General features: G+C 45.4%; 16 protein-coding genes and 3 pseudogenes. 9 read left to right on the top strand and 10 right to left on the bottom strand.

The genetic code is table 11. The features are described from left to right. Positions 1-38: 38 nt before the first annotated feature. The 5 genes and pseudogenes from LO777_RS09475 to LO777_RS09455 all read right to left on the bottom strand — a co-directional run bounded on the left by LO777_RS09475 (position 39) and on the right by LO777_RS09455 (position 9,502). Positions 39-3,253, bottom strand: a pseudogene (locus tag LO777_RS09475) (efflux RND transporter permease subunit). Positions 3,254-3,294: 41 nt separating this feature from the next. After that, positions 3,295-4,338: an efflux RND transporter periplasmic adaptor subunit gene (locus LO777_RS09470; protein WP_228857233.1), complete on the bottom strand. Its 1,044-nt coding sequence runs from the start codon at positions 4,336-4,338 to the stop codon at positions 3,295-3,297. A gap of 16 nt (positions 4,339-4,354) precedes the next feature. Next, entirely contained in the window at positions 4,355-5,692 is a 1,338-nt protein-coding gene (locus LO777_RS09465) for a TolC family protein (protein ID WP_228857232.1), read from the bottom strand. Positions 5,693-6,100: 408 nt separating this feature from the next. Further along, a complete protein-coding gene (locus LO777_RS09460; protein ID WP_228857231.1) occupies positions 6,101-7,810 on the bottom strand; it encodes an ATP-binding protein in 1,710 nt (569 codons plus the stop codon). Positions 7,811-8,281: 471 nt separating this feature from the next. Next, positions 8,282-9,502, bottom strand: a complete 1,221-nt coding sequence (locus LO777_RS09455) for an MFS transporter (RefSeq protein WP_228857230.1) — start codon at positions 9,500-9,502, stop codon at positions 8,282-8,284. Positions 9,503-9,607: 105 nt separating this feature from the next. On the opposite strand from LO777_RS09455, the gene LO777_RS09450 reads away from it, so the two are divergent. Genes LO777_RS09450 through LO777_RS09430 form a run of 5 tightly spaced genes read left to right on the top strand, consistent with a single transcriptional unit; the run spans position 9,608 to position 13,345 of the window. Beyond that, entirely contained in the window at positions 9,608-10,663 is a 1,056-nt protein-coding gene (locus LO777_RS09450) for a glycosyltransferase family A protein (RefSeq protein ID WP_228857229.1), read from the top strand. Beyond that, a complete protein-coding gene (locus LO777_RS09445) occupies positions 10,621-10,845 on the top strand; it encodes a hypothetical protein (RefSeq protein WP_228857228.1) in 225 nt (74 codons plus the stop codon). Before LO777_RS09450 ends, LO777_RS09445 begins: the two co-directional genes overlap by 43 nt. 3 nt (positions 10,846-10,848) lie before the next feature. Continuing rightward, complete coding sequence (locus LO777_RS09440; protein ID WP_228857227.1) at positions 10,849-11,316, top strand: hypothetical protein; 468 nt, start codon at positions 10,849-10,851, stop codon at positions 11,314-11,316. A 5-nt stretch (positions 11,317-11,321) separates the two neighbouring features. Next, positions 11,322-13,022: a glycosyltransferase family 2 protein gene (locus tag LO777_RS09435; protein WP_228857226.1), complete on the top strand. Its 1,701-nt coding sequence runs from the start codon at positions 11,322-11,324 to the stop codon at positions 13,020-13,022. Then, on the top strand, positions 13,019-13,345 hold the full coding sequence (locus LO777_RS09430) for a hypothetical protein (protein ID WP_228857225.1): 327 nt from the start codon (positions 13,019-13,021) through the stop codon (positions 13,343-13,345). Before LO777_RS09435 ends, LO777_RS09430 begins: the two co-directional genes overlap by 4 nt. Here LO777_RS09430 and LO777_RS09425 read toward each other — a convergent pair. Together LO777_RS09425 and LO777_RS20600 are read right to left on the bottom strand one after the other, a co-directional pair. Continuing rightward, positions 13,338-14,586 (bottom strand): annotated as a pseudogene (locus LO777_RS09425) (serine hydroxymethyltransferase). The gene LO777_RS09430 and the pseudogene LO777_RS09425 overlap by 8 nt on opposite strands. Before the next feature lie 295 nt (positions 14,587-14,881). Continuing rightward, a pseudogene (locus LO777_RS20600) lies at positions 14,882-15,708 on the bottom strand (glycerophosphodiester phosphodiesterase). 624 nt (positions 15,709-16,332) lie between these two features. Between LO777_RS20600 and LO777_RS09415 the strand changes: the two are divergent. Beyond that, entirely contained in the window at positions 16,333-17,898 is a 1,566-nt protein-coding gene (locus LO777_RS09415) for a serine hydrolase (protein ID WP_228857224.1), read from the top strand. A gap of 6 nt (positions 17,899-17,904) precedes the next feature. On the opposite strand, the gene LO777_RS09410 is transcribed toward LO777_RS09415, so the two are convergent. Next, positions 17,905-18,756 (bottom strand): YitT family protein, encoded by an 852-nt coding sequence (locus LO777_RS09410; RefSeq protein ID WP_228857223.1) that lies wholly within the window; start codon positions 18,754-18,756, stop codon positions 17,905-17,907. A gap of 390 nt (positions 18,757-19,146) precedes the next feature. Here LO777_RS09410 and LO777_RS09405 point away from each other — a divergent pair, with 390 nt between their 5' ends. Next, positions 19,147-19,449 (top strand): MTH1187 family thiamine-binding protein, encoded by a 303-nt coding sequence (locus tag LO777_RS09405; RefSeq protein ID WP_228857222.1) that lies wholly within the window; start codon positions 19,147-19,149, stop codon positions 19,447-19,449. On the opposite strand, the gene LO777_RS09400 is transcribed toward LO777_RS09405, so the two are convergent. Further along, positions 19,441-19,656, bottom strand: coding sequence for a sigma factor-like helix-turn-helix DNA-binding protein (locus LO777_RS09400; RefSeq protein ID WP_228857221.1), 216 nt, complete (start codon positions 19,654-19,656; stop codon positions 19,441-19,443). The two genes, LO777_RS09405 and LO777_RS09400, sit on opposite strands and share 9 nt — an antisense overlap. A gap of 104 nt (positions 19,657-19,760) precedes the next feature. Beyond that, entirely contained in the window at positions 19,761-20,606 is an 846-nt protein-coding gene (locus LO777_RS09395) for a hypothetical protein (RefSeq protein ID WP_228857220.1), read from the bottom strand. 341 nt (positions 20,607-20,947) lie between these two features. Between LO777_RS09395 and LO777_RS09390 the strand changes: the two genes are divergently transcribed. Beyond that, positions 20,948-21,325 carry a hypothetical protein gene (locus tag LO777_RS09390; protein ID WP_228857219.1) on the top strand — a complete coding sequence of 126 codons (378 nt, stop codon included), beginning with the start codon at positions 20,948-20,950 and terminating at the stop codon, positions 21,323-21,325. A gap of 122 nt (positions 21,326-21,447) precedes the next feature. Continuing rightward, positions 21,448-22,161, top strand: coding sequence for a response regulator transcription factor (locus tag LO777_RS09385; RefSeq protein ID WP_228857218.1), 714 nt, complete (start codon positions 21,448-21,450; stop codon positions 22,159-22,161). Positions 22,162-22,223 lie beyond the last annotated feature (62 nt).

Raw genomic sequence — 22,223 nt, 5'->3', positions numbered from 1 at the left:
TTGCCTGCCCTGTGATCAGTGACGATGAGAACTGCGGTTTAATGCTGATGTTTTTTCAGCATAAAGTAGATGACTGGTACAGCCATCCTGCTGACCAGCAGTGAGGCTATTTCACCGAACATAAGAGAAATAGCCAGTCCCTGGAAGATCGGATCTGCCAGGATGACAGATGCTCCGATAACAACGGCCAAGGCTGTGAGCAGCATGGGGCGGAAACGGATGGCCCCGGCATCAACAACGGCTTCGGTGAGGGGATAGCCTTCCCGCAGACGAAGTTCAATAAAGTCTACGAGAATGATGGAATTTCTGACGACAATACCAGCCCCGGCCATAAAACCGATCATGGAGGTGGCGGTAAAAAAGGCATTGAACCCCAGTGGGCCGGGAGGATTCCAATTAACGAAAATGGTATCGCAGCCATAACCACCAGAGGGATTAAATAATTCTTGAACCAGCCAACCATCAGCATGTAAATCAGTATCATTACAACGCAGAAGGCAAGACCTAAGTCACGGAAAACCTCCAGGGTTATGTGCCATTCGCCGTCCCATTTCATGGCCGGTTCGGTTTCTGAAAACGGTTGGTTCAGATTGTATATTTCCACATGCTGTTGGCGGCCGCCGAAATTACGTCCATCAAGTTTTGCCAGTTTTTTGTTCATGTCGAGAATGGCATAAACAGGGCTTTCCACAACATCGGCCACATCAGCAGTCACATAGATTACCGGTTTGAGATTTTTCCGATAAATGGGTTGTTCCACAAGTTGTTCTGAGACATGAACCAGCTCACGTAATGGTACCAGGGGTGAAGATGGGTTCATGTTGGAGCGCAGAGAGATATTCAGCAGGCTTTCTACGCGGGCCCTGTATTGGGGAGGGAGCTGGAGAACAATATTTATATTTTCCTTATCCCGCGGCTGGTGATAAAGATCCACCGCATATCCCCTGACTCCCATGGTAATTGCACGGGTAATCTGCTGTTCGGATATCCCATTGAGGGCGGCCTTTTCCTTGTCGACTGTAATGACTTTCTTGTACCGGGTGGCCTCCTGGAACCAGTCTATGTCGACAACACCTTCCGTGGATTCGAGGATTTTCTTGACTTTTTTGGCAAGTTTAACCCTGGCTTCACTGGTCGGTCCATACACTTCTGCGACAATTGTCTGCAGAACCGGTGGTCCTGGAGGAACCTCAGCCACAGCTACGGCAGCACCATATTTCTTTGCTATGGCAGCTATGGCCGGTCGTACTCTTTTGGCAATATCATGGCTTTTCAGTGATCTTTCCGACTTTGGCCGCAGGTTGACCTGGATATCAGCAACAGTCGGTCCCTGGCGCATGAAATAGTGACGGACGAGACCATTAAAATTATAGGGTGAGGCTGTACCGGTATAGATCTGGTAATTGATGACCGCCGGATCCTCACTTACGATTTCCGCCATTTCCATGGCAACTCTGGCTGTATGCTCAAGAGTAGATCCTTCCGGCATGTTGAGAATGACCTGGAATTCACTCTTATTATCAAATGGCAGCATTTTCACCTTTACCAGGCCGAAATAAACCATGGAGCAGGATGCCAGAAGAAGGGCGATTATAACCACGAAAAAGAGGAACCGCCAGGCAGCATGGCCAAGCAGAGGATCCATGATCATATGATAAATTCTGGTAAACCAGTCATCGGGAGCAGTCTCTTCGTTGGCGGATGTGGCAGATCCTTTCTGTTTTTTCAGAATATGGGTTGCTGCCCATGGTGTAACCGTAAAAGCAATGATCAACGAAAAAACCATGGCGGCAGATGAGCCGATTGGAATCGGTCGCATATATGGCCCCATAAGCCCTCCCACAAATGCCATGGGCAGGATTGCAGCAATAACAGCCCATGTTGCAAGAATTGTCGGATTACCTACTTCCGCCACGGCTTCAATTGCAACTTTCATCCTGGAGCGATTACTGTTTGCTGGAAGCCTGAGATGCCGGACAATATTTTCAACCACCACAATGGCGTCATCCACCAGAATACCTATGGAGAAGATCAGGGCAAACAGGGTAATCCGGTTGAGGGTGTAGCCGTACAGGTAGAAGATCAGCAGTGTAAGGGCCAGAGTTGACGGAATTGCAAGCATGACAATAATTGACTCACGCCAGCCCAGGAAAAAGAGGATCAGCATGGCGACGCCAAAAACTGCTATACCCATATGCAGCAGCAGTTCGTTTGATTTTTCCGCAGCTGTTTCCCCGTAGTCCCTTGTTACTGACACCTGCATATCTCCAGGGATCAGCACACCTTTGAGGCTTTCAACCTTTTCTTCCACATCCTGGACTACTGAAACCGCATTGGCTCCGGGCCTCTTGGCAATGGAGATGGTTACTGCAGCTTCAAGTCCAGGTTTTCCCGGTTCCCCGTAAAGTACATAGCTGGAGGGCTCTTCCGGGCCATCAATAATTGTTGCTACTTCATTGAGATAAACAGGTTTACCTCCATAAACCCCAACAACTATCCGGCCGATCTCCTGGCTGTTTCTCAGAAACGTACCGGTCTGTAAAAGGATTTCCTGGTCAAGAGAATGCAAACTGCCGGAATGAATCTGGCTGTTGACCTGCTGGATATGCGGTACGATTTCATCAAGTGTCAGGTTGCGTGAGGCGAGAAGCAGAGGGTCAAAACGAATGGTGAGCTGTCTTCTCGTCCCACCTATCAGTTTGGTTTCCGCTACCTCACTGATATTTTTGATGGAATCGTCCACCTGTGCGGCAATCCTTCTCAGGGTGTAGTGATCATAATTTTTCCCGTGGAAGGTGAGGGCCATGATGGGGACATCGTCAATGATGTGCGGTTTGATCAGCGGCGGCTGTACATTTTTGGGAATTCGATCAAAATTGGTGGCCAGCTTCTGGTTCAGTCTCACAATGGAAGTTTCAAGGCTTTCTCCCACATAAAACCGGACGACCAGCAGGCTCTGCCCCTGCATGGATGTCGAATAGATATATTCAACACCCGGTAGTTCATAGAGGAGTTTCTCCATGGGAATGGAAAGCCTTTCCTCAACCTCTTTTGGTGAAGCTCCCGGCATGGCAACCATGACATCGATCATCGGTACCTTGATCTGTGGTTCCTCTTCACGTGGAAGAAGGACAACTGCAAGATATCCGAGAAGAAGTGAAGCGATAATAAACAGCGGGGTCAGTTTGGAGTCTATGAAAGCTGATGCCAGTCGCCCTGCAAAACCTATTGTCTTGTTATTTTTTGCATCCATCATCTATACCTTGTCTGTTTGCTATTTTTCAGCTGTGCAGCTCATTGAATGCTTACAGGTTGACCATCAACGAGAGTACGGGAGTCGGAAACGATGATGTCTTCATTTTCTTTCAGGCCACTCAGGATTTCAATGCGATCTCCGCTGTGATTTCCCGTGCGGACAATACGGAGTTCGGCTTTTCCGTTTTCAACTACAAAGACGCGCTCTATCTGGCCGAAATTTGTTACCGCATTTTCAGGAACAGTGAGGGTTTCAGCGGAAGCCAATGCCAGTGTGACCCTGGCAAACTGTCCTGAGCGCAGCCTGGGATCTGCCGGTATTTTCAGTTTGATTGGCGCAGTGCGTGAAAACGGGTCTGCGGTGGGGGCTACTTCCGCTACTTTACCGACAATTGTCAGGTTGACCGAAGGGATAAAAACCGGCAGATTGTCGCCCTTGTTAATTCTGAGAATCATTGCTTCCGGAATGTCGGTTAAAACCTGGAGGTTGTTTTCTTCTTCAAGGGAGAGAAGGGGTTTTCCCGGAGTGGCCAGATCCCCGATATTGGTAAGTTTTCGTGTTACAATACCGGAAAACGGGGCAACAATTTTTGTGTATCCCAGCATTATTCTTGCTTCCCGATGGGCTGCTTCAGCTATTCGTACCATGTCCCTTAACGATTTTACTGTTTCGAGGGTGGCCGCCTTTTTCTTCAGCAGTTTTTCTTCCCGGGCGAGATTGCGTTTTGCCTGCTCCAGTTGAGCTTTGGCCTGCTGGAGTTTTGCCGATATTTCCTCCGCCTGAATTTCCACCAGAAGATCTCCCCTGGCAACACGGGTGCCGAGATCAACGGGTAACTTGACAATATTGCCGCTAATTTTGGCAGCTATTTCTGCCTGTTCCACAGCCTGTACCGTTCCCACAATTTCAATCTGGTTCTTGGCAATACTCTTTTGCACTTTCTGCACACTCACAACTGCTTCAGGGAGCGACGCGTTATGTTTTTCAGGTGTGGCTTCTGCAGTATCAAGAGTCCAGAGAACAGGGGACAGCAAAGAAATAATAAAAAATGTCCAGAGAATTCGTGTTCCGTTTTGCTTCATTGTTGCAGCTCCTCTTTTACTCTCCTGTGGTTGGAAATTGCTCCAAACCCGCAACTTTGCGGAGGTTGGCTATGGCTACCTGGTAACGTGCCTTGGCGGCAAGCCGTCGGGCCAGTGCATCAGACAGGCGCATTTCAAAATCGATAAGATCAGAGGCAAGAATGACGCCCTCTTTGAACCGGGCCCTGCTGAGCCTGATGCCTTCCTGGGCCACCAGGACCATTTTTTCAGTAACACTGACCCTTTTGCGAGCTTGTTTATAATCCAGCTCAGCCTGTTGGATTTCCAGGTTGATTGCCAGCTCCGTTTTCCTGATAAGCCCTCGGATTTCCTGCAGCCTGGCCCTGGCTTTTGCAATCATGGAGGCAGTCCGGTCACCATCAAACAGTTTATAATCCATTTTGAGGCCGGCCATCCAGGAATTGCCCCCTTCTTCAAGGACCAGACCACCGTCAACCTGGTAGCTGGCAAAGGCATCGACTGTCGGTAACCTGCCGCTTTCAGCTTTTCTCAGTTCAGCAAGGCTGGCTTTTTCACGGGCTTTGAGTTGCTTCAGTTCCTGTCTTGATGAACCATCAATATTGACGGGAATTTCCTGGGCTGCCAAATCTTCCGTACTGATTTTTACTTCTCCCTCTTTCAGGCCGAGCAGGTTGAGGAAACTTCGCTTGGTCAGTTCCAGGGTGTGTCGGCTCTGAATCAGGTTTTCACTGGCCCGGGACTGTTGAAGTTCAAGATTGAGAAGATCGCTGCGGAGAAGATCACCGGCTTCAAACCGGGCATTTGCCACGTCAAGGGCGGCACCGATGGCGTCCAGAGCCTCCTGACGAACCTTGACCATCTCCTTTGCCTGAACTATGGCATGGAAGGTTTTGATGACCTCAAAAGCCAGTCGTTGATGAACTGATGCCAGTCCTGCCTTCTGCATCTCGGTTGCAGCTTTGGCTGCGTCAATTTCTGCCGTGGTTCGGCCACCATTGTACACACGGTATCCTATACTTGCCTTGAGGTTGAGATTGTCTGTTCTTCCGGGATCGTTGAAATCTATTGTCTGGTTAAAGGCGCCCTGGTTGAGGATATTGCCGAAAGAATACATGGGATTATTGGTCTGGCTGTAGCCAGCGGATAGATTGACCATCGGGTAGTCGATTGACTGTGCGGTGGCGATCATCGTCCGGGCCTCTTCAATTCGCTTGTGGGCGATGAAACTGTCAGGGTTGTTGGCTACAGCAAAAGAGACTGCATTTTCCATGGTCCAAGTGTCGGGAACTTGTGTTATCTGTTCTTTGCCATTGGAAATTCCTGCCAACAAAAGGAAGAACCCAACCGAAACGATAAGAGAAAATGATTTCATATTTTAACCCTTTCTATACGGTAATATTAGGAAAACATCTATTTAATAATTGGATTAAATAAGTAAGTCTTTCTTTGTAACTTGTCACTTAAAATTTGATCTGCATGGGTGATAAATTACATTGTGCTGTTAAAACAAGAGGTTGTCAGTGTTGTTTAACTTCCTTGTATCATTATAACTCTATCTTTGAACGATACGGAGGTCAAGCTATTAATCGGATATATTGACCCCCTAACCCCTAACCCCTGACCCTTCACCCTTAACACCCCACACCTAACTCCTAACCCATAACTCCTCGTATCTTAGGCAAGGTTGCCAATTGCGGGGTCCAGGTGACAGGCATTTTTTCACCTGATGTTTCTGAACATATGAGAACTGTTTGCAGGCCGGTAAAAAGGGGGGAGGAGTTTACTTGTTTTTCAGGTTTTTTAAAGTGGTGGCAAGTGTTTTCACATCCACTGGTTTGGGCAGGTAGAAATCCATCCCGGCTTCCATGCATTTTTCCCGGTCTCCGGCCATGGCATAAGCGGTGAGGGCAATAATGGGGATGTTTCGGATTTCCTTCGATCCTGGCAGAGAGCGTATTTTTCTGGTTGTTTCCAGCCCGTCCATTTCCGGCATCTGTACATCCATAAGTATTACATCGAAACGGGAATTATTCTTCAGCAGGTGGAGAGCACTGTAGCCATCGGAGACAACATGGGTTTTATGACCAAGTTTTGTCAGGATTGCCTTGAGGATCTGCTGATTAATGGGTTCATCTTCAACAATGAGAGCGGAGAGACGGCGCTGTGGACTGATCAATAGAGGTGCGGCAAGGGGACTTGTTTCCGTGGTTTTGTGACAGGTGCATTGAAGAGCGGCAATATCAAACATGAAAGTTGTGCCTTTATTGTCATTTCTTTTCAGGGAAACTGTTCCGCCCATTTGCGTCACGAGCTGTTTCACAATACTGAGACCCAGACCGGTTCCCTTTCTTTTCTGACGCCTGGCATCCTCCAGTCTGGTAAATGGTTCAAAAAGCCTGTCGACAGCATCTTCAGGTACACCTATACCGGTGTCGGCAACGGACCAGCCGACCCGTATATTATTTTTTGGGCCCTGTTCAAGGAGACTGATGGTGACGTTTATTTCTCCTGAGTCTGTGAATTTGACAGCGTTGCCGATGAGATTAAAAAGGATCTGCTTGAGTCGTGCACTGTCCGCAACAATGTACTGGGGCATGTCCGGGGAAATGGTATAATTCAGTTTGACGGTTCCAAGTGCAAGGCTGTTTTTGAAAGAGGCTATCAGAGGATCCATCATAGAGACAATTTCAAAAGGTTCAGGGTTTATCTGAACCTTGCCCGATTCGATCTTGGAATAATCGAGAATATCATTGATAATTGTCAGCAGAGACTCTCCGGAAATTGAAGCGGTCTGGACATACTCTTCCTGCTCTTCATTGAGAGGGGTCATTTTCAGGAGCTGCAGCATACCTATCACACCGTTCATCGGTGTACGCACCTCATGGCTCATGTTGGCCAGGAATTCAGATTTCGCCTTGCTGGCGGCATAGGCCTCTTCCTTTGCCTTCTCCAGCTTGGTGATGATATTTTTTCTTTCGGTTATATCCCGTGCAATAAGCATGAACAGGTCTTCTCCTGAAATGGAGAGACGAAGCGCATTGATTTCAACTGGAAAAGTGGCGCCGCTTTTGGTGAGGAAAATCGTTTCGTATGTAATATTACCCTCTTCCTGAAGATGCAGGATCATTTCTTCATGATATTGGAAATCATTGTCCTTGCTGATATCAAAGGGTGTCATTTCAAGGAGCTCTTCCCTGGAATAACCGAGTCGCTTGCAGGCAACATTATTTACATCGGAAAAATAGCCGTAGCGATGGCTTTCTTTGTCGAGGGTGATGACAAACATTGCATCGTTTGCATAATTTACGAGTTTGCGGTATTTGTTTCTGCTCTGTTCCAGCTCTACTCTGAGTTGACCGCATTTAGACAGATCAAGTGCGGAGGACAGGACCGTCCCCGACTGCCGGATAACAAATTGTTCCAGTTCGGCAATTCGTTTTCTGGCCTGTCTGAGTTGTTCCTGGAGTTCGAGTATTTCGTTGGTGTTCATGATGTTAAACACACTGTCCAGATAAAGAAAAAGTGATAATATCAGGTTCTCGCAAAAAGAGGAGCCTCTCCGGGTGAGCGATGAATACACCGGGCTACATTTTTGATGTTACTGTAAATGATGTGAGAGAGTCAAATTTGAAAGTAAAAAATAATCCGGCTACCTGTAAAACTCAGCCGGATTGGAGATGTGGTTGTTTTACCAGGCGGGCCAACGATCAAAAATCACTGAAAATTCAAATTGACAGGGATCACGGGTGTGAAAATGTTCATTCAGATTTTTTTTAACCTGCACAATGTAATTTTTGAAATACGCCAGACAAAACAAGTCCAATCTCCAGTCTCATAACTGTCAAACTGAGTTTTGTGCGGAATAAGGAAAATAGTGTTATTTTTTTATACTCTTCGGAGTCTACGCTTACCTGAACTCGAACAAACAACCTCATTTCCGGACAAGCACTCACTTATTATTTTAATTCCGTTTTATTGCAATATTCACAAAAAGCATGGAGCCGGAAACGACAGAAAATATCATTAACAGGGAGCCGGTCAGGACAAGTGCTGCTGTCAGGCTGAACTGTTCTGAGAAAAAACCGGTTACAGGTCCGATTACTGCAAAGCCAAATCGAATGATCATTGATCTGATGGAGAGGACAGTGGCCCGGGTACTGGATGAACAATTAATGTTAATCAGGTCTTTCAAGACTGGGGTGGCATATCCCCTGATTGTATAAAAAAGAAAAAGAGAAATGACCGCGGCCCGGAACTGCAAAATACCCAGCAGGATATAACCGAAGGGGATGAAAAAAAGGATAAGCAGAAGTGATTTTCTTTCACCGAGAAGAGTAACGATATCTGCTGCGAATGCTGCCGCGACGGCTACGGTCAGGTTCAGGGCAACCCAGAGGGGTGTTATTTCGTAAGCAGTGAGTCCTGCTGCTGTAAAGTAAATTTGTACAGTCCATGCCATGCAGAGGGTAGAAATGCCGATAACCGAAGAAAAGAAAATGGTACTTCGGAGCTTTTTGTTTGTTATCAGTGTTTCCTTGCAGACTATGAGAATATGGGCGAATCCGGGAACCTCTATGGGATGGTCCCGAGGTGGTTCCATCAGGAGAAGCGATGCGGGAACAGCTATAAATGCGATAATCCCCTGGACAAAATAGACGGATCGATAACCGAGATACCCTGCAAGGAGACCGCCGCAGAAAGCAGCCGCTGTTTCCGCAAAATTCCCGAGAGATGTTATTCTGCCCTCAAACTGCAGGTACCGGTGTTTCATGCGGATTGCGGCCAGACTGTCATAAAGAAGGGCTGAGTCGGACCCCGAAATGAAACTGCTTCCCAATCCCAGGATGATTTCCGCGACCAGAAATCCTGAAAAAGAAGAGGAAAAAGTATACATAAAAAAACCGAGAGAGCCCATGATGGAACCAAGAACGAGACTTTTTTTCCGGCCGATGATGTCAGCCATGTAACCGGAAGGAATTTCCATAATGGCAACGCTGACCGCATAAATGGCCTGGAGAAAATAGATGTCAAAATCATTCAGCCCGTTTTCCCTGTAGAACAGAGCAACAATGGGCATTATGAGCATAAGCCATTTGGAGAGCTTGATCAGGTAGAGCTTATAGATATTTGCCTGGATTTTTCTTATCATTGCACGGGATTCAAGGTATTGTAATTCATTCATGCCGGACGAAACTATACTTAATAGGACATGCAAGGGGAAAATCAATCGAAGACATGATGGTTTTCTTCTTTTTGTACTTTTCTTTAATCGGGAGTCAAATCAGAAATGGTAATGGTTTCTGTGGTTATCCCCTGCTATAACCAGGGGCATTTTATAAATGAAACCCTTAATTCCATCAAGGTTCAGACCTATGGAAATGTTGAGACGGTCATTGTCAACGATGGATCAACGGACGGAACAACGGATGAGATACTTGCCCGATTGGATCGTGGGGCTGTCTCAGTTATCAGAACTGAAAACCGGGGTCTTGCGGCAGCACGGAATACAGGGATAGAGGCAGCAAGGGGGAAGTATATTCTGCCGCTCGATGCTGATGATACCATAGAACCGACTTATATCGAAAAGGCGGTGGCAGCCCTGGATGCTGATACCGAAACAGGTATTGTTTACTGCCGGGCATCACTTTTTGGTGCTGTCGAGACGGAATGGGACCTTCCGGAGTATTCCCTGGAGAGGATGCTGCTCGATAATATTATTTTCTGTTCCGCACTGTTCCGGCGCGATGACTGGCTTGCCGTCGGCGGGTATGACGAGGAGATGATTTACGGATGGGAAGACTACTCATTCTGGCTCAGTCTTATTGAGCGGGGGCGAAAGGTTTATCGTATACCCGAGAGGCTCTTCAACTATCGAGTTGCATCGGATTCCATGGTGAGGAGCAGGGAGAAGTGGCAGAAAATACAGATGTTCAAACGCATTTACCTGAGGCATCAGAAACTGTTCGCAGAGCATATCGAAGTCTGGATTGAGGCTGTGCTGGACGCCAGGGACAGATACTGTACCAGCCGGCTTTACGTGGACTGCGGTAATGGTATCAGCGATACAGTCAGTGTCAGTCGAAAGGTGGAGATTGGAACGCGACTGGTTGTGTTTGAAATCAGGAAATATGATAAAATCGTCGCCCTTCGTTTTGACCCGGTTGATACCTTCGCCGTTCTTGAAATAGAACAGATTGATATTATCCATGAGTCAGGTTTGAAAAAAAGAGTCGAAAGGATTGAGGCCAATGAGCTTTACAATTCTGAAGGTAAGATGTTTTTTGATACTGAGGACCCCCAATGTTTTTTCCCGGAGTTGGGGGAGGAAGATCTACGGGGGTAGTTGCGGTAGAAGTGTGTCTGCGGTTTTCCGCACTTGGTGAAAAAGCGTTACAGGGCCTTGTTGAATTTCAGAAGAACCGCATCAGGCGGATGGAGGCGGGATTGTTTCCGGCGGGAGCCCGAACCCTTGGGAAATTGTTCGGGTTCGGTTTTGGCAACGTGAAAAAGAAGGGGATGAAATAGAAAATGGGTCGTTTTTCCGCTTCTGTAAAAAAGATGATTGCTTGCTGTCAACTTGCTTTAACAAGTTCCGAATACAGGCTGATCAAGAGATCGCAGCTTTTTGACCATGATTATTACAGAAAGAATAATCCCGATATCGACGAAAGAAAAATGGACCTGCTGGTTCATTTTATAAAATGGGGTGACCGGGAACTTCGATCCCCATCCATTTATTTTTCCTCTCATTACTATCTCTCACAGTTCAGTGAAAAGGAACAGAGCGTCATTGTACCACTCCTTCATTTCCTGCATGAAGGCGGGCCTGCGGGGAAAGATCCCAACCCACTTTTTCATATGGAATATTACCTGAAAAGGTACCCGGACGTTGGGAGAGTACAGGAAAATCCCCTTGTCTATTATCTGAAATACGGCTGGAAAAAAGGACAGTTAACCTGTCCGGAAATGGAATATTTACTGGGGATTCACTTTTAGAAACGTTGTTGGAAAGAAACATCAATCCCCTGGGATTTCTCCTGAAAAGAAAACCTTATTCAGGATTTGATCCCGAATATTACCTGGATCGTACCCCCGCAGTGGCCGGGAGTGGTTTGTCCCCTTGGGAGCATTATGTCTACTATGGGGCCGCAGAAGGGAAAAATCCGCTCCTCCTCTTTGATCCACGTTGGTACAGGATGCAGCATCCTGAAATCTCACCGTATTGCCGGGATTTATACAGCCATTTTCAGGCAGGGAACAATGCGGCCCGTTTTCGACCCTCGGAATGGTTTGATCCTCTTTTTTACCGGCAACATTCTTTGACTGCAGAAAATGGTGGTAAAAATCCTCTGGTTCACTACCTGGCCCAGGGTGTTTTTTCCGGCTGTTATACTGATAGTCGGGTTGCAGAACTTCCTGAGAAGCCGCTTATTTCTATCATTGTGCCAGTTTACAATGTGCAGGCCGATTATCTGAACAATTGCATACGCTCAGTTCTTCACCAGGCATACCCTCACTGGGAACTCTGTCTTGCTGATGACTGCAGCACCGATGGACATATACGTCCTCTGCTTGAGAAATGGTACAGGAGGGATCCGCGTATCAATGTCGTATATCTGCAAGAAAACAAGGGTATTGCCGGGGCAACAGAAGAGGCGGTAAAAATGGCGAAGGGCGACTATCTTGCCTTTCTGGACAACGATGATGAACTGACTGTGGATGCCCTTTACCAGGTTGTAAAGGGTCTCCTTGAAGGTGGAGCTGACCTGCTGTATACGGATGAGGATCTCATCGGCGATGACGGGACCTGTTTCAGCACCTTCTATAAACCTGATTATAATCGGGAGCTTCTGCTTTGTCACAATTATATAACGCACCTGCTGGTGGTTTCCCGCGAACTGTATGAAAGCAGCGGAGGTGTCTGCAGCGAGATGGATGGAGCACAGGATTATGATCTGGTGCTTAAACTCTGTCACCGTGCGAAAAAGGTGGATCATATAAACAGAGTCCTGTATCACTGGCGGGCATCGGAGACATCGACATCCATAAATCATCAGCAGAAAAGCTATGCCGACCGCGCGGGAAAGCAGGCTGTGGAGAAAGCACTGGGTCGGCTGGAACGGGAGGGAGAGGTGTTGGCGACGGAGTGGAAGTTTTTCTATAATCCCCGTTATGTTATTTCATGGGTGTCCAGAGTTTCCATCATAGTTACCCGGCTTGAAACGGTTGAAAATATCCGCAGCCACGTAAAAGATCTGTGCAGCAGGACCGGGTATAGACAAATTGAAGTCATTCTGCTCCTCAATGAAAATTCTGAAATTGATGAACGTGATGGTATACAGTCTGCTGAGGATTTCAGGGTGCAATTCCTCTTTTTTTCTGAAAATGATTCCACTGCCTGTCGGTTGAACAGGGCTGCGTCCCAGGCGACCGGTGAATTCCTGGTATTTATGGATGGCAGATATACCATTGCAGAAGAGCAATGGCTTGAATCCTTTCTGGGATTCGCTCGATTCGAGGATGTCGGTTTTGTTACAGGGAAGGTAACTGCCACGGAGTACGGGGAAATAAACCGGGTACCGGATATTCAGAATCGTTCTCCCGGTTACTATCTACAGTGGATCACTGGCTGTTCTGTCCATATGAATGGCCTGCAGTGCAGCCAACAGGTAATGATGGTTTCGGGGATTTTTGTCTTGTGAGAAAAACTCTTTTTGAGCAGTTCGGTGGAGTAAAAGAGGAGCTGTTTCCGGTACTGTTCGGTCTGTGTGATCTCAGTCTTGAGATGCATGAACACGGGTTGAAGAATATTTTTTGTACAGACAGCAGGATAATTTCAATGGGTAGTGTTCCTGGCAGGACAGAAAATGACGGGCCTGAAGCAGTCCGTGAACGTGCCAGGTTTCAGGAAAAGTGGTCTGCAGTTCTCCAGTCCGGCGACCCGTATTATAATCCGGGTTGTTACAGGGAGGCCGGACTTGAAGACGCTGAGTTTGAACGCTGGTACCAGGGGGATTTCAGCTAAGGTGTTCCAGGCCCGGTGCAGGAAATAAGGAACAGAGTTCTTTCGCCTGGGCTGCTACTTCATCTGAAAGTTTTGTATTCCCGGGGTCAGAGATGATCCTGTCTATGAGATGCCCCACTGTAACCATTTCACCTTCCTTGAATCCCCTGGAAGTAATTGCAGGAGTGCCGATCCGGATGCCGCTGGGGTCAAACGGGTTTCTTGTGTCACGGGGGATGGCATTGTAATTGACAACGATGCCGGCATTGTCCAGGGCTTTTGCCGCTTTTTTACCGGAAATATTTTTATTCGAGAGATCAATCAGCATCAGGTGATTGTCTGTACCCCCGGTGATAAGCGAATATCCTTTATCAATGAGTGTGTCGGCCAGGGCTTTTGCATTCTTCACAATCTGTCGTGCGTATGTTTTGAACCCGTCTGAAGAAGCCTCTTTCAAGGCAATGGCAATTGCGGCTGTTGTATGGTCGTGTGGGCCGCCCTGGATGCCGGGGAATACAGCTTTGTCTATTTCCTGACCATATTTTCTTTTACAGAGAATCATGGCACCCCGGGGGCCACGAAGTGATTTATGAGTGGTTGTGGTAACTATATCCGCATGCGGGACAGGGATGGATGAGCTCCTCCTGCTACCAGTCCAGAGAAATGAGCCATATCCACCATAAGCAGGGCTCCGGTTTCGTCGGCAATTTCTCTGAATTTTTTGAAGTCAAGTGTTCTTGGATAGGCGGAATGTCCGGCAATGAGAATCCGGGGTTTTACGGCAAGGGCCTTTTCCCGGAGTGTGTCATAATTGATAAGACCTGTGTCCGGGTCAAGTCCATAGCTCCGGGCATTGAAATATTTTCCCGACAGACTCACCTTGGCACCATGGGTCAGGTGGCCGCCATGGGGAGAGCCATTCCCAGGATGGTGTCTCCTGGATTGAGAAAAGCGAGGTATACTGCGGTATTGGCTGGTGAGCCGGAATAGGGCTGAACATTGGCATATTCGGCCTCAAATAACTTCATTGCCCTTTCAATGGCTTTTGTCTCAATCTGATCAATAACCTGCTGTCCCTCGTAATAGCGCCTACCTGCATACCCTTCAGAGTATTTATTGGTCAGTACGGAGCCGGTTGCTTCAAGAACTGCACGGGAAACATAGTTTTCCGAGGCAATGAGCCGAATTTTGTCGGTCTGGCGCTGCTCTTCCTGTTTGATGAGTGAGTATATTTCCGGATCAAAGTCCTTTACGCTTTCCATTGGTTCTCCTTCATGGACCGTTCTTCAAAGTATTTGTTGATCGCGTTTTTCTACGGTAACATGACAGGATTTGAAGTGGAATTCCGTTATTCTGACTGTCTGTTTACGAGAATGATACGCAATAATTGTTGAATAAACCGATATGGCCGGATTTATGGTTCAGTTGCAAAAGCAATGAAAATCCCAATTGCAGCAGTAACATCTTCCGGGTCAGGATTTTCAAATAAAAAATGGAGAAGTCTACCAGTTCTGTTTTATGGTTGTCAAGTTTCTCAAAGAACAATAGTAGTTTCTTTTACGGATTCTGAAGTTCGGGGAAGTCAGTGATAATGGCTGTTGCACCGGCATCAAAGAGAGATTTCCATCGTTTTTTTTCGTTTACTGTATAGACGTTTACACCAAAACCTGAGGATCGTAAGGTTCTGATAAGCGATCTGTCGGTGATACTGTCCGCTGGGTGGTAGGCTGCAGCACCTATCGTTTTAAGATACTCTACGAGATCCGGTGGATGGCTTCCGCTCTGCAATACCCCCAGGGAGACTTCAGGAAAGATGATATGGCACATGAGCAGATAATCGTGATTAAAAGAGGAAATCAGGACTCTGTTTTCCGACTGTGTCATTTTGATTACTTCTAGAACCCGGGCTGTAACCAGCTTGTCCTGGGGGTTCCGGAGTGATCTTTTATTTCCACGTTGACAGGGATTTTTTTCAGCCTGGGATGGTGAAGGACTTCTTCAAGGGTCATGATTCGCTGGGGCAGCAGGGAGGAGATCTGTTCAATTGAAGATGTTTTTTCTGCCAGGGTTTTGAATGGATCCCTTTGCAGAAACCAGGATCCCATGTCAAGTGTTTTCAACTGAGGAACTGTCCAGTCGCTGACCCGTGTGGAATCAAGGTCAAGTTCTTTTTTCTTTTGTTTGCAGTCACTCGTACGGTTCAGAGTTTCATCATGAATAACTACGGGGACATTGTCCTTGCTGAGCTGTATATCAAGTTCAATGAAGTGACACCTGTTGAGGGAACCGAGAAAGGCCGAGAGAGTGTTTTCCGGGAAACAGGCGCGGAACCCCCGGTGCGCTGCTATGAGCTGGTGTGAAGAAAAATTGTCGAAAAATGTCATGAAGAAATTCCTTCAGCGTGTTTATCAGTCAGCATACTGGAAATCATCGTCCATGGAAAGAGCAGGTGTTCTTGTGCCTGTCCATAAATGGCCTTTTTGCCCGATTTCTGCGTCGCTACGAAAAATAAAAATGCTCACATATGCCTAATATGCTGCGCTTTTTATTTTTCTATGCTCCTTGAACTCGAACAAAAAATCTCATTTCTGGACAGACACGTTCTTGCCTGTGTTTTGGAATTACATCAGGGATTCAAGCTCTTAGGTTACTATAGAACGCATGCTTTATTGATGCAACTGTAATTCTGCATTTTTCCTTGATAAGCCGGATGTTATGGGTTGGCAGGATTCATGTTGAGTAATGTCGGGGGTGCAACAGTCAGGTTTTTATTTAAACCTGAGCGAATATGCGTTAGTTTGTGCCTGTCCATGAATGGCCCTTTTTTCAGGAATCAGGAATAACCTGTTTCTATGGTTGCAGATAATGAGCAGGTAGATATACTGATATTGTATATATTTTAATTATTCTTGGATTTTCACTAAAATTTTAAACATGGCAAAGGCTTGTTGACGTTTGGAATTTTTCCTCTGTGATGCCTGTGTGCAAAACTTATGCATTTTAACACTATGAAATTGTTTGAAAAAGTTTTTTTGTTCTGTGTGTTGCAATTTTTCTTTTCCTCTTTTCTGGTACCGGCAGGGCTTGAGGCCGCCAAAAGGGAGAGGTTCGACATTATTTATATCCTCTCAAAAGATCTTGGCAGAGTTCTCGATTATAAAGAAGAGCTGGAAACAATTTTCGGACCTAAGGTAAGAAAAAAGCTGAAAATTGTCGGTAAGGGCGACAAATATGCCATTATTTACGATGCCAATGATTCCGCAAGATCGGTTACAAAGACGCTGGTTGAGCATGGAGAGCTTTTGAGAAAGGCCGGTTTTGATGAGGCATGGGCAACGAAAGATCAGGGTTTTCACAGTCTCTACAATGTCAGCTATGGACTTGGGCCCAATTTGAATATCCTTATAAAAAAGTATAAGAAACTGTACTCCTACCTGGGGAAAGAAGTTCGAAAGGATCTGTTTATCGAAAGAACGAACTACGGAAATTATACCCTGATCTACAGACGGAGAGGAGACAAGTATTCGACCACGAAAATAGCTAAACATCATGGTAAGCTTCTCAGAAAAAAACGGATCAGGGTCTCCGTTACCGTGGAAAATAATAATACGGTCGTCTATGGTGAATCCAGTCTGATAAATGATAAAGGGGATCCCAATGTAATTGTAGGGAAAAAAACGGTTAATACCAGAAAAAGGATTACATCACACAACAAAAAAAGGGTTAAAACTGCTTCCAGAAAGAAAAAAGAACCTTCAGTGAAAGCTGGAAAATCCCCGGTTTTTCTGGCTTCAGACAATGCTTTTGAAAAAACCATTGAGTCTTATATTAACAACCTGCGGAGGAAAGGAAAGATAGCCGGAGACGAAGCTACAGGCTGGATGGTGTATGATCTGGCCAGTGACAAGCCCATTATTGATATCAATGCGGATCATGCCTTTCAGGCTGCAAGCATGATTAAGCCTTTTGTGGCCCTGGCTTTTTTTCACCAAGCCAAGAATGGAAAGTTTATTTATGGTCCCAGAAGCAGAAGAAAAATGGAGGCAATGATCCAGAGGAGTAATAATGCCGCAACGAACTGGATTATGCGTCAGGTCGGGGGACCTGCAGCATGTGAAAGGATTTTGAAAAAATACTATGGACATATTTTCAAAAGGACAGAAATTACTGAATATATTCCGGCAAACGGCAGAACCTATAAAAATAAAGCCCTCCCTTCCGACTATGTCAGATTTCTTCGAGCACTATGGAACAAGGAGCTTCCCTATGGAAAAGAAATCAGACGGTTGATGGCTTTGCCGGGACGTGATCGGTTATATCATGGTACACCCATTCCCCAGGGCACACTCGTCTATAATAAGACCGGTTCCACAGCTCATCTCTGTGGAGATATGGGTATTCTCGTACCGAAAACCAGGAATGGCGGCAGATATCCTTATGCAATAGTCGGCATTATTGAAAGACGTTCAAGACCTGCCAACTATGGACGCTGGATGGATTCAAGGGGCAAAGTGATCCGGCAGATATCCACCCTTGTGTATAAAGAGATGAAAAAAGAACATATGTTGCTGTAAGGTTGGTCAATAAATTTTTCTTTTGCCGAAACTTGAGCCAATGACGTTGAAACTGTTTTCGACAATAAACAGAGCATTGGGATCAATGGTGAATATTTTTTCCTCAAGTCTCTTGAGTTGCAGGTTATTGGTAATGGTCATCACCAGTTGTTTGTCATTTCCGGAAAAAGCACCTTTGGCATTTATGAGAGTGGCCCCTTGATGAAGTTCTTCCGTTATCATTTTGGCAATAGGATTTTGTGATTCACTGATAATATAGACGATTTTACGTTGATTAAAGAGAGCCAGAACCTGTTCCAGAGCGATTGAGAGAATAAAGGTTACAATCATGGAGGCAATAACCAGATCCGGTTCATACTGGGTGAGTACGAAGGAAAAAAGCAGGGCATTGTAGATCATATAAAATTTACCTACTCCAAAATTGTATTTCTGATTCAGGATAATCGCTACAATGTCCAGTCCTCCACCCGATCCCCGTGATCTGAGGATAATACCCGTTCCTGCACCACAGATTACTCCACCGGCAACAGCTGCATAGAGCTGATTATGTATATCAAAATTCAGGATGAGAAACTGAGAGAAAAGAGTGAGACAGACGATACCAAAGAGACTGTAAAAAAAGAAACGTCTGCTCATGAAAATCCAGCCGATAACAAGAAGAGGGATGTTCAGCAGAAAAAACCAGATGCCGGGAGAGAGTAGACCGGTTTTATAGAATATGAGCAGCGACGTGCCATAAAGACCACCTATGATGAATTTATGATGTACAAGAATGGCATTGGCACCAGTGGCAAAAAGCAGGGAGCCAGTCGCCAGAAGCAGGAGATTCCAGAGAATTGATTTAATTGAGTTTTCCATAGTCCCACCCTTGAAGAAGAAATTCTTTTTCTTAAAGTATTTATGATGATCTCGTAAAAAGTCGTTCAACGTTCTCAGATGGACTCTGGAAAAACTTCGATATACAAGGCGTGGCGGTGTCGTGTAAGCGCAGGCGTACATAGAGTACGTCGAGCATTACACGATCACCCCACAACGCAGTAGATCGGAGTTTTTACGAGTCCATCATTTATAAAAAAAAGGAGCCAATGTAAATCATTTACCTGGACTGTGCCATAAAAAAACACCTTGCATATGAAACTCTGATTGTCGGTGGGTAATTTTTTTAACCGCAGGATTGAACTACGAAATACATGTCAGGTTGAATTGTGCCTGCAGCCGGATAAAAATGCTGATTTGGAGGAGGTTGTAATGTATGTCATTTTAGATCTTTGTCTTGTTCCAATGGGTGTTGGGGTATCTGTTTCAAAATATGTTGTGGCGTGCCATGAAGTTCTGAAAAAGGCGAAATTAAAGACTGAATTGCACGCATACGGCACCAATATTGAAGGGGAATGGGATGATGTTATGGCCGCTGTGAAGAAATGCCATGAAAAGGTCCATGAAATGGGTGCTCCCCGGATCACTACTACAGTGAAAATGGGAACGCGCACGGACCGGTCTCAGACAATTCAAGACAAGATAGAGAGTGTTCTGCAGAAACAGTCAGAATAACGATTTATCAAGACAGGCAGATAGTTTTTTTAATGCCGTTTGTTCAAGCTGATAGATGGCTCCCCGGGTAACCCCATAGATTTTGCTGATTTTCATTACAGACTGCTCCCTGTTCTGGTACGGTGGGAGTCCATACCTTCGTTTGAGTATATCACCGCTTTTTTCATTGAGAGTCTTGTCAATGGCCTGAAGCACTGCTTTCTGCAACTGTTTTTTTTCAAGCGCATTTTCCGTTGGTGATGATACACTGCTGATCTGTTCATTGAGGAGGGCATTGAACTCGATAGATTGGCATATGGCTGTTTTTCCTTTTATTTCTTTCTTGACCTTTTGAAGGTTAGGACTGTTTTCTTTAGCTGCTTTTGCGTATCGCTCAACAGTGTTTGCGGAAATTTTAATAAGACGTCCCCCAGAGCCTGCCGCTGGATTTCCTTGAAAACCCATTTTGACGCATAGGTGGAAAAACGTACTCCACTGAAAATGTGATATCGATAGGAAGCTCTTGCAATACCGAATTCTCCAATCTGTATCGCATCATCGAATGAGATAGACTGCCTGTAAATACTGTTGATGTGTGTCACCAGCTTGCGAACAAGACCCTGGCAAAGGATCATATAAATATTTCTGAGGGTATTCAATTCTTCGACAATTGTTTGTAAATTGATAAATTCCTGCCGGTTTGAATAGTTGTCCTGCTGGTTTGAAGTGATCCGGTTCCAGATACGAGCCAGAATTGAATGTTGAAATGTTTTTTCCAGATTGAGCTCTCCCTTTGCCTTCACGGGGCAACTGAACAGCAGGAGAGCCTCCTGTCTTTCCAGTTCAGGGGTTGCAGCTGATGACTTCAGGAATATTTTTCTATTCTGAAAGAGATAGATGTTCTGTATAACCGTAAGAGCAGCCTGGCGGAAAAGAGTGGATCTGTATACTGTTTCTGTAAATTTGTAACGGTAGAGGAGCATTTCTGTAGCGAGCTCCTGTTCATCTTTTCTGGTTAACAATGGATAGCCAGTTTTCAAATGTCCTGCTGTTTTCGAATATATTTGTTGATTCAGGATCTTATCCTGGAGTTCATTGCTCAATTCAAGACGTCTGACCCGGTCTGGAAATGAAGTGGAGGATGGAGCAGTTGACAGTAAATCGATTGAAACAGTCATATCTTATTAGGAACGTTAATTATTGATGAATCAACTATGTTAAATTTTTAACCGTATTTCCAAGTATATTATTTAAGGCAAAATTACAACGACCTATACGGATTCAGATAAAAGTATAATTTGATGATATCAAAAATGATGTCATTTTTGAAATCCGGACAGAAAAAAGGAAGAAATTTTTTATTCCTTCAAATGGTGTTGGAGAGAGGGTTTTGATGTTTATTCCTGTAATATGTTCATCTCCAGTAAGCATTTGGTAAAAAGAGGTGAGCTTTGTTGACCTTGGCGGGCCTATTGCTTAAAAATTCAGGAAAGAAGGGATCCTAAATAAGAGGTGGAGAATGGGAAATATAATTGGGGATTGTTTTGAAAGAAGGGAGCGAATGAGGCTTCATTATTCTGCAGCTGTGGAAATTACTGTTAAAAGCGGAGATGTTATCAAAGGCAATCTCAGAGATATTGCTATTGAAAGCATATATTTTTCAAGTGACAGTTCCGTATTGAAGACTCTTGAACCTGGAGATGATGTTGATGTGGATATTTCAGTGGAAGTGAGTGGCAGCTGCCTGATAATTCGCAGTTCCGGATATGTGGCCAGGCGTGAGGAGGGTGGGGTGGCAATACGGTTTGTTTCTCCCCTTAAATGGTGGCCTGTCTTTTGTTTCTTTCCATCAAATGAATCTTTTCTCCCCGCAGCAACATTTACTGAGTGTGTGTGATTGGTAAAGATATCCTGAAGTCGTGACGGTTTTGTGAATTAAAAAAAATCATATCAAAAATAACACAATAATCATGAGAAAGCGGGTTTTGATCTTTAATTAAACAATTCAACGGATACAAAATGGACAAATTTGAACAGGAAGGTGTTTCAATTCTTATTGTGGAAGATGACCCGGGGATCCTCATGTTGTTGCGGACATTTTTTACTGCCCGGGGAGCCATTGTTGCGACTGAAAAAGATGGTAGAAATGTTTTGGCACGGGTTGAACAGAACAGGCCGGATGTCATCATACTTGATGTGATTATGCCCCATGTGGACGGACTGACTGTCCTGGCGGTCTTAAGGCAGGCTGGACTGAAGACGCCGGTTATCATGCTTACCGATCAGAATACGATTGACGATAAGGTGAAAGGGCTCGAGTTTGGAGCAGATGATTATGTTACCAAACCTTTCAGTACGAGAGAACTCCTTGCACGGGTAAAAAGCCTGTTACGCAGAAGCATGCAGAAGGATGATAACAAAGAAAATGAAATCCTTTCGGTCGGGAGGTTGCAGATTCAGGTCCAGGCAAGAGAAATTGTGGATGAAGATGGTATTAAGCTTCATTTCACCAAAACGGAATTTGATCTTCTCTGTTTTCTTGCCCGAAACAAAAATAAAGCAGTTTCCCATGCGGAGTTACTGAAAGAAGTGATGGGATATAATAATGATATTGAAACAAAAGCACTTGTGATGCATATTGCTAATATGCGCAGGAAGCTTCAGAAAATGGGAGATCCTGAATTTAAAATAGTCACAGTGGCCGGAATCGGTTATAAGCTTGAAGCTGCTTGAGGTTGAGTGGCTTAAGTTCGTGCTCTCTCCGGTTTTCGGTTGCCTGGAGGATGTGATGGTGA

The organism is Desulfomarina profundi, from assembly GCF_019703855.1.
Taxonomy (GTDB): Bacteria; Desulfobacterota; Desulfobulbia; order Desulfobulbales; family Desulfocapsaceae; genus Desulfomarina; species Desulfomarina profundi.
The sequence above is the reverse complement of the archived record's forward strand: the minus strand, read 5'-3'. Positions and strand labels throughout refer to the sequence as shown.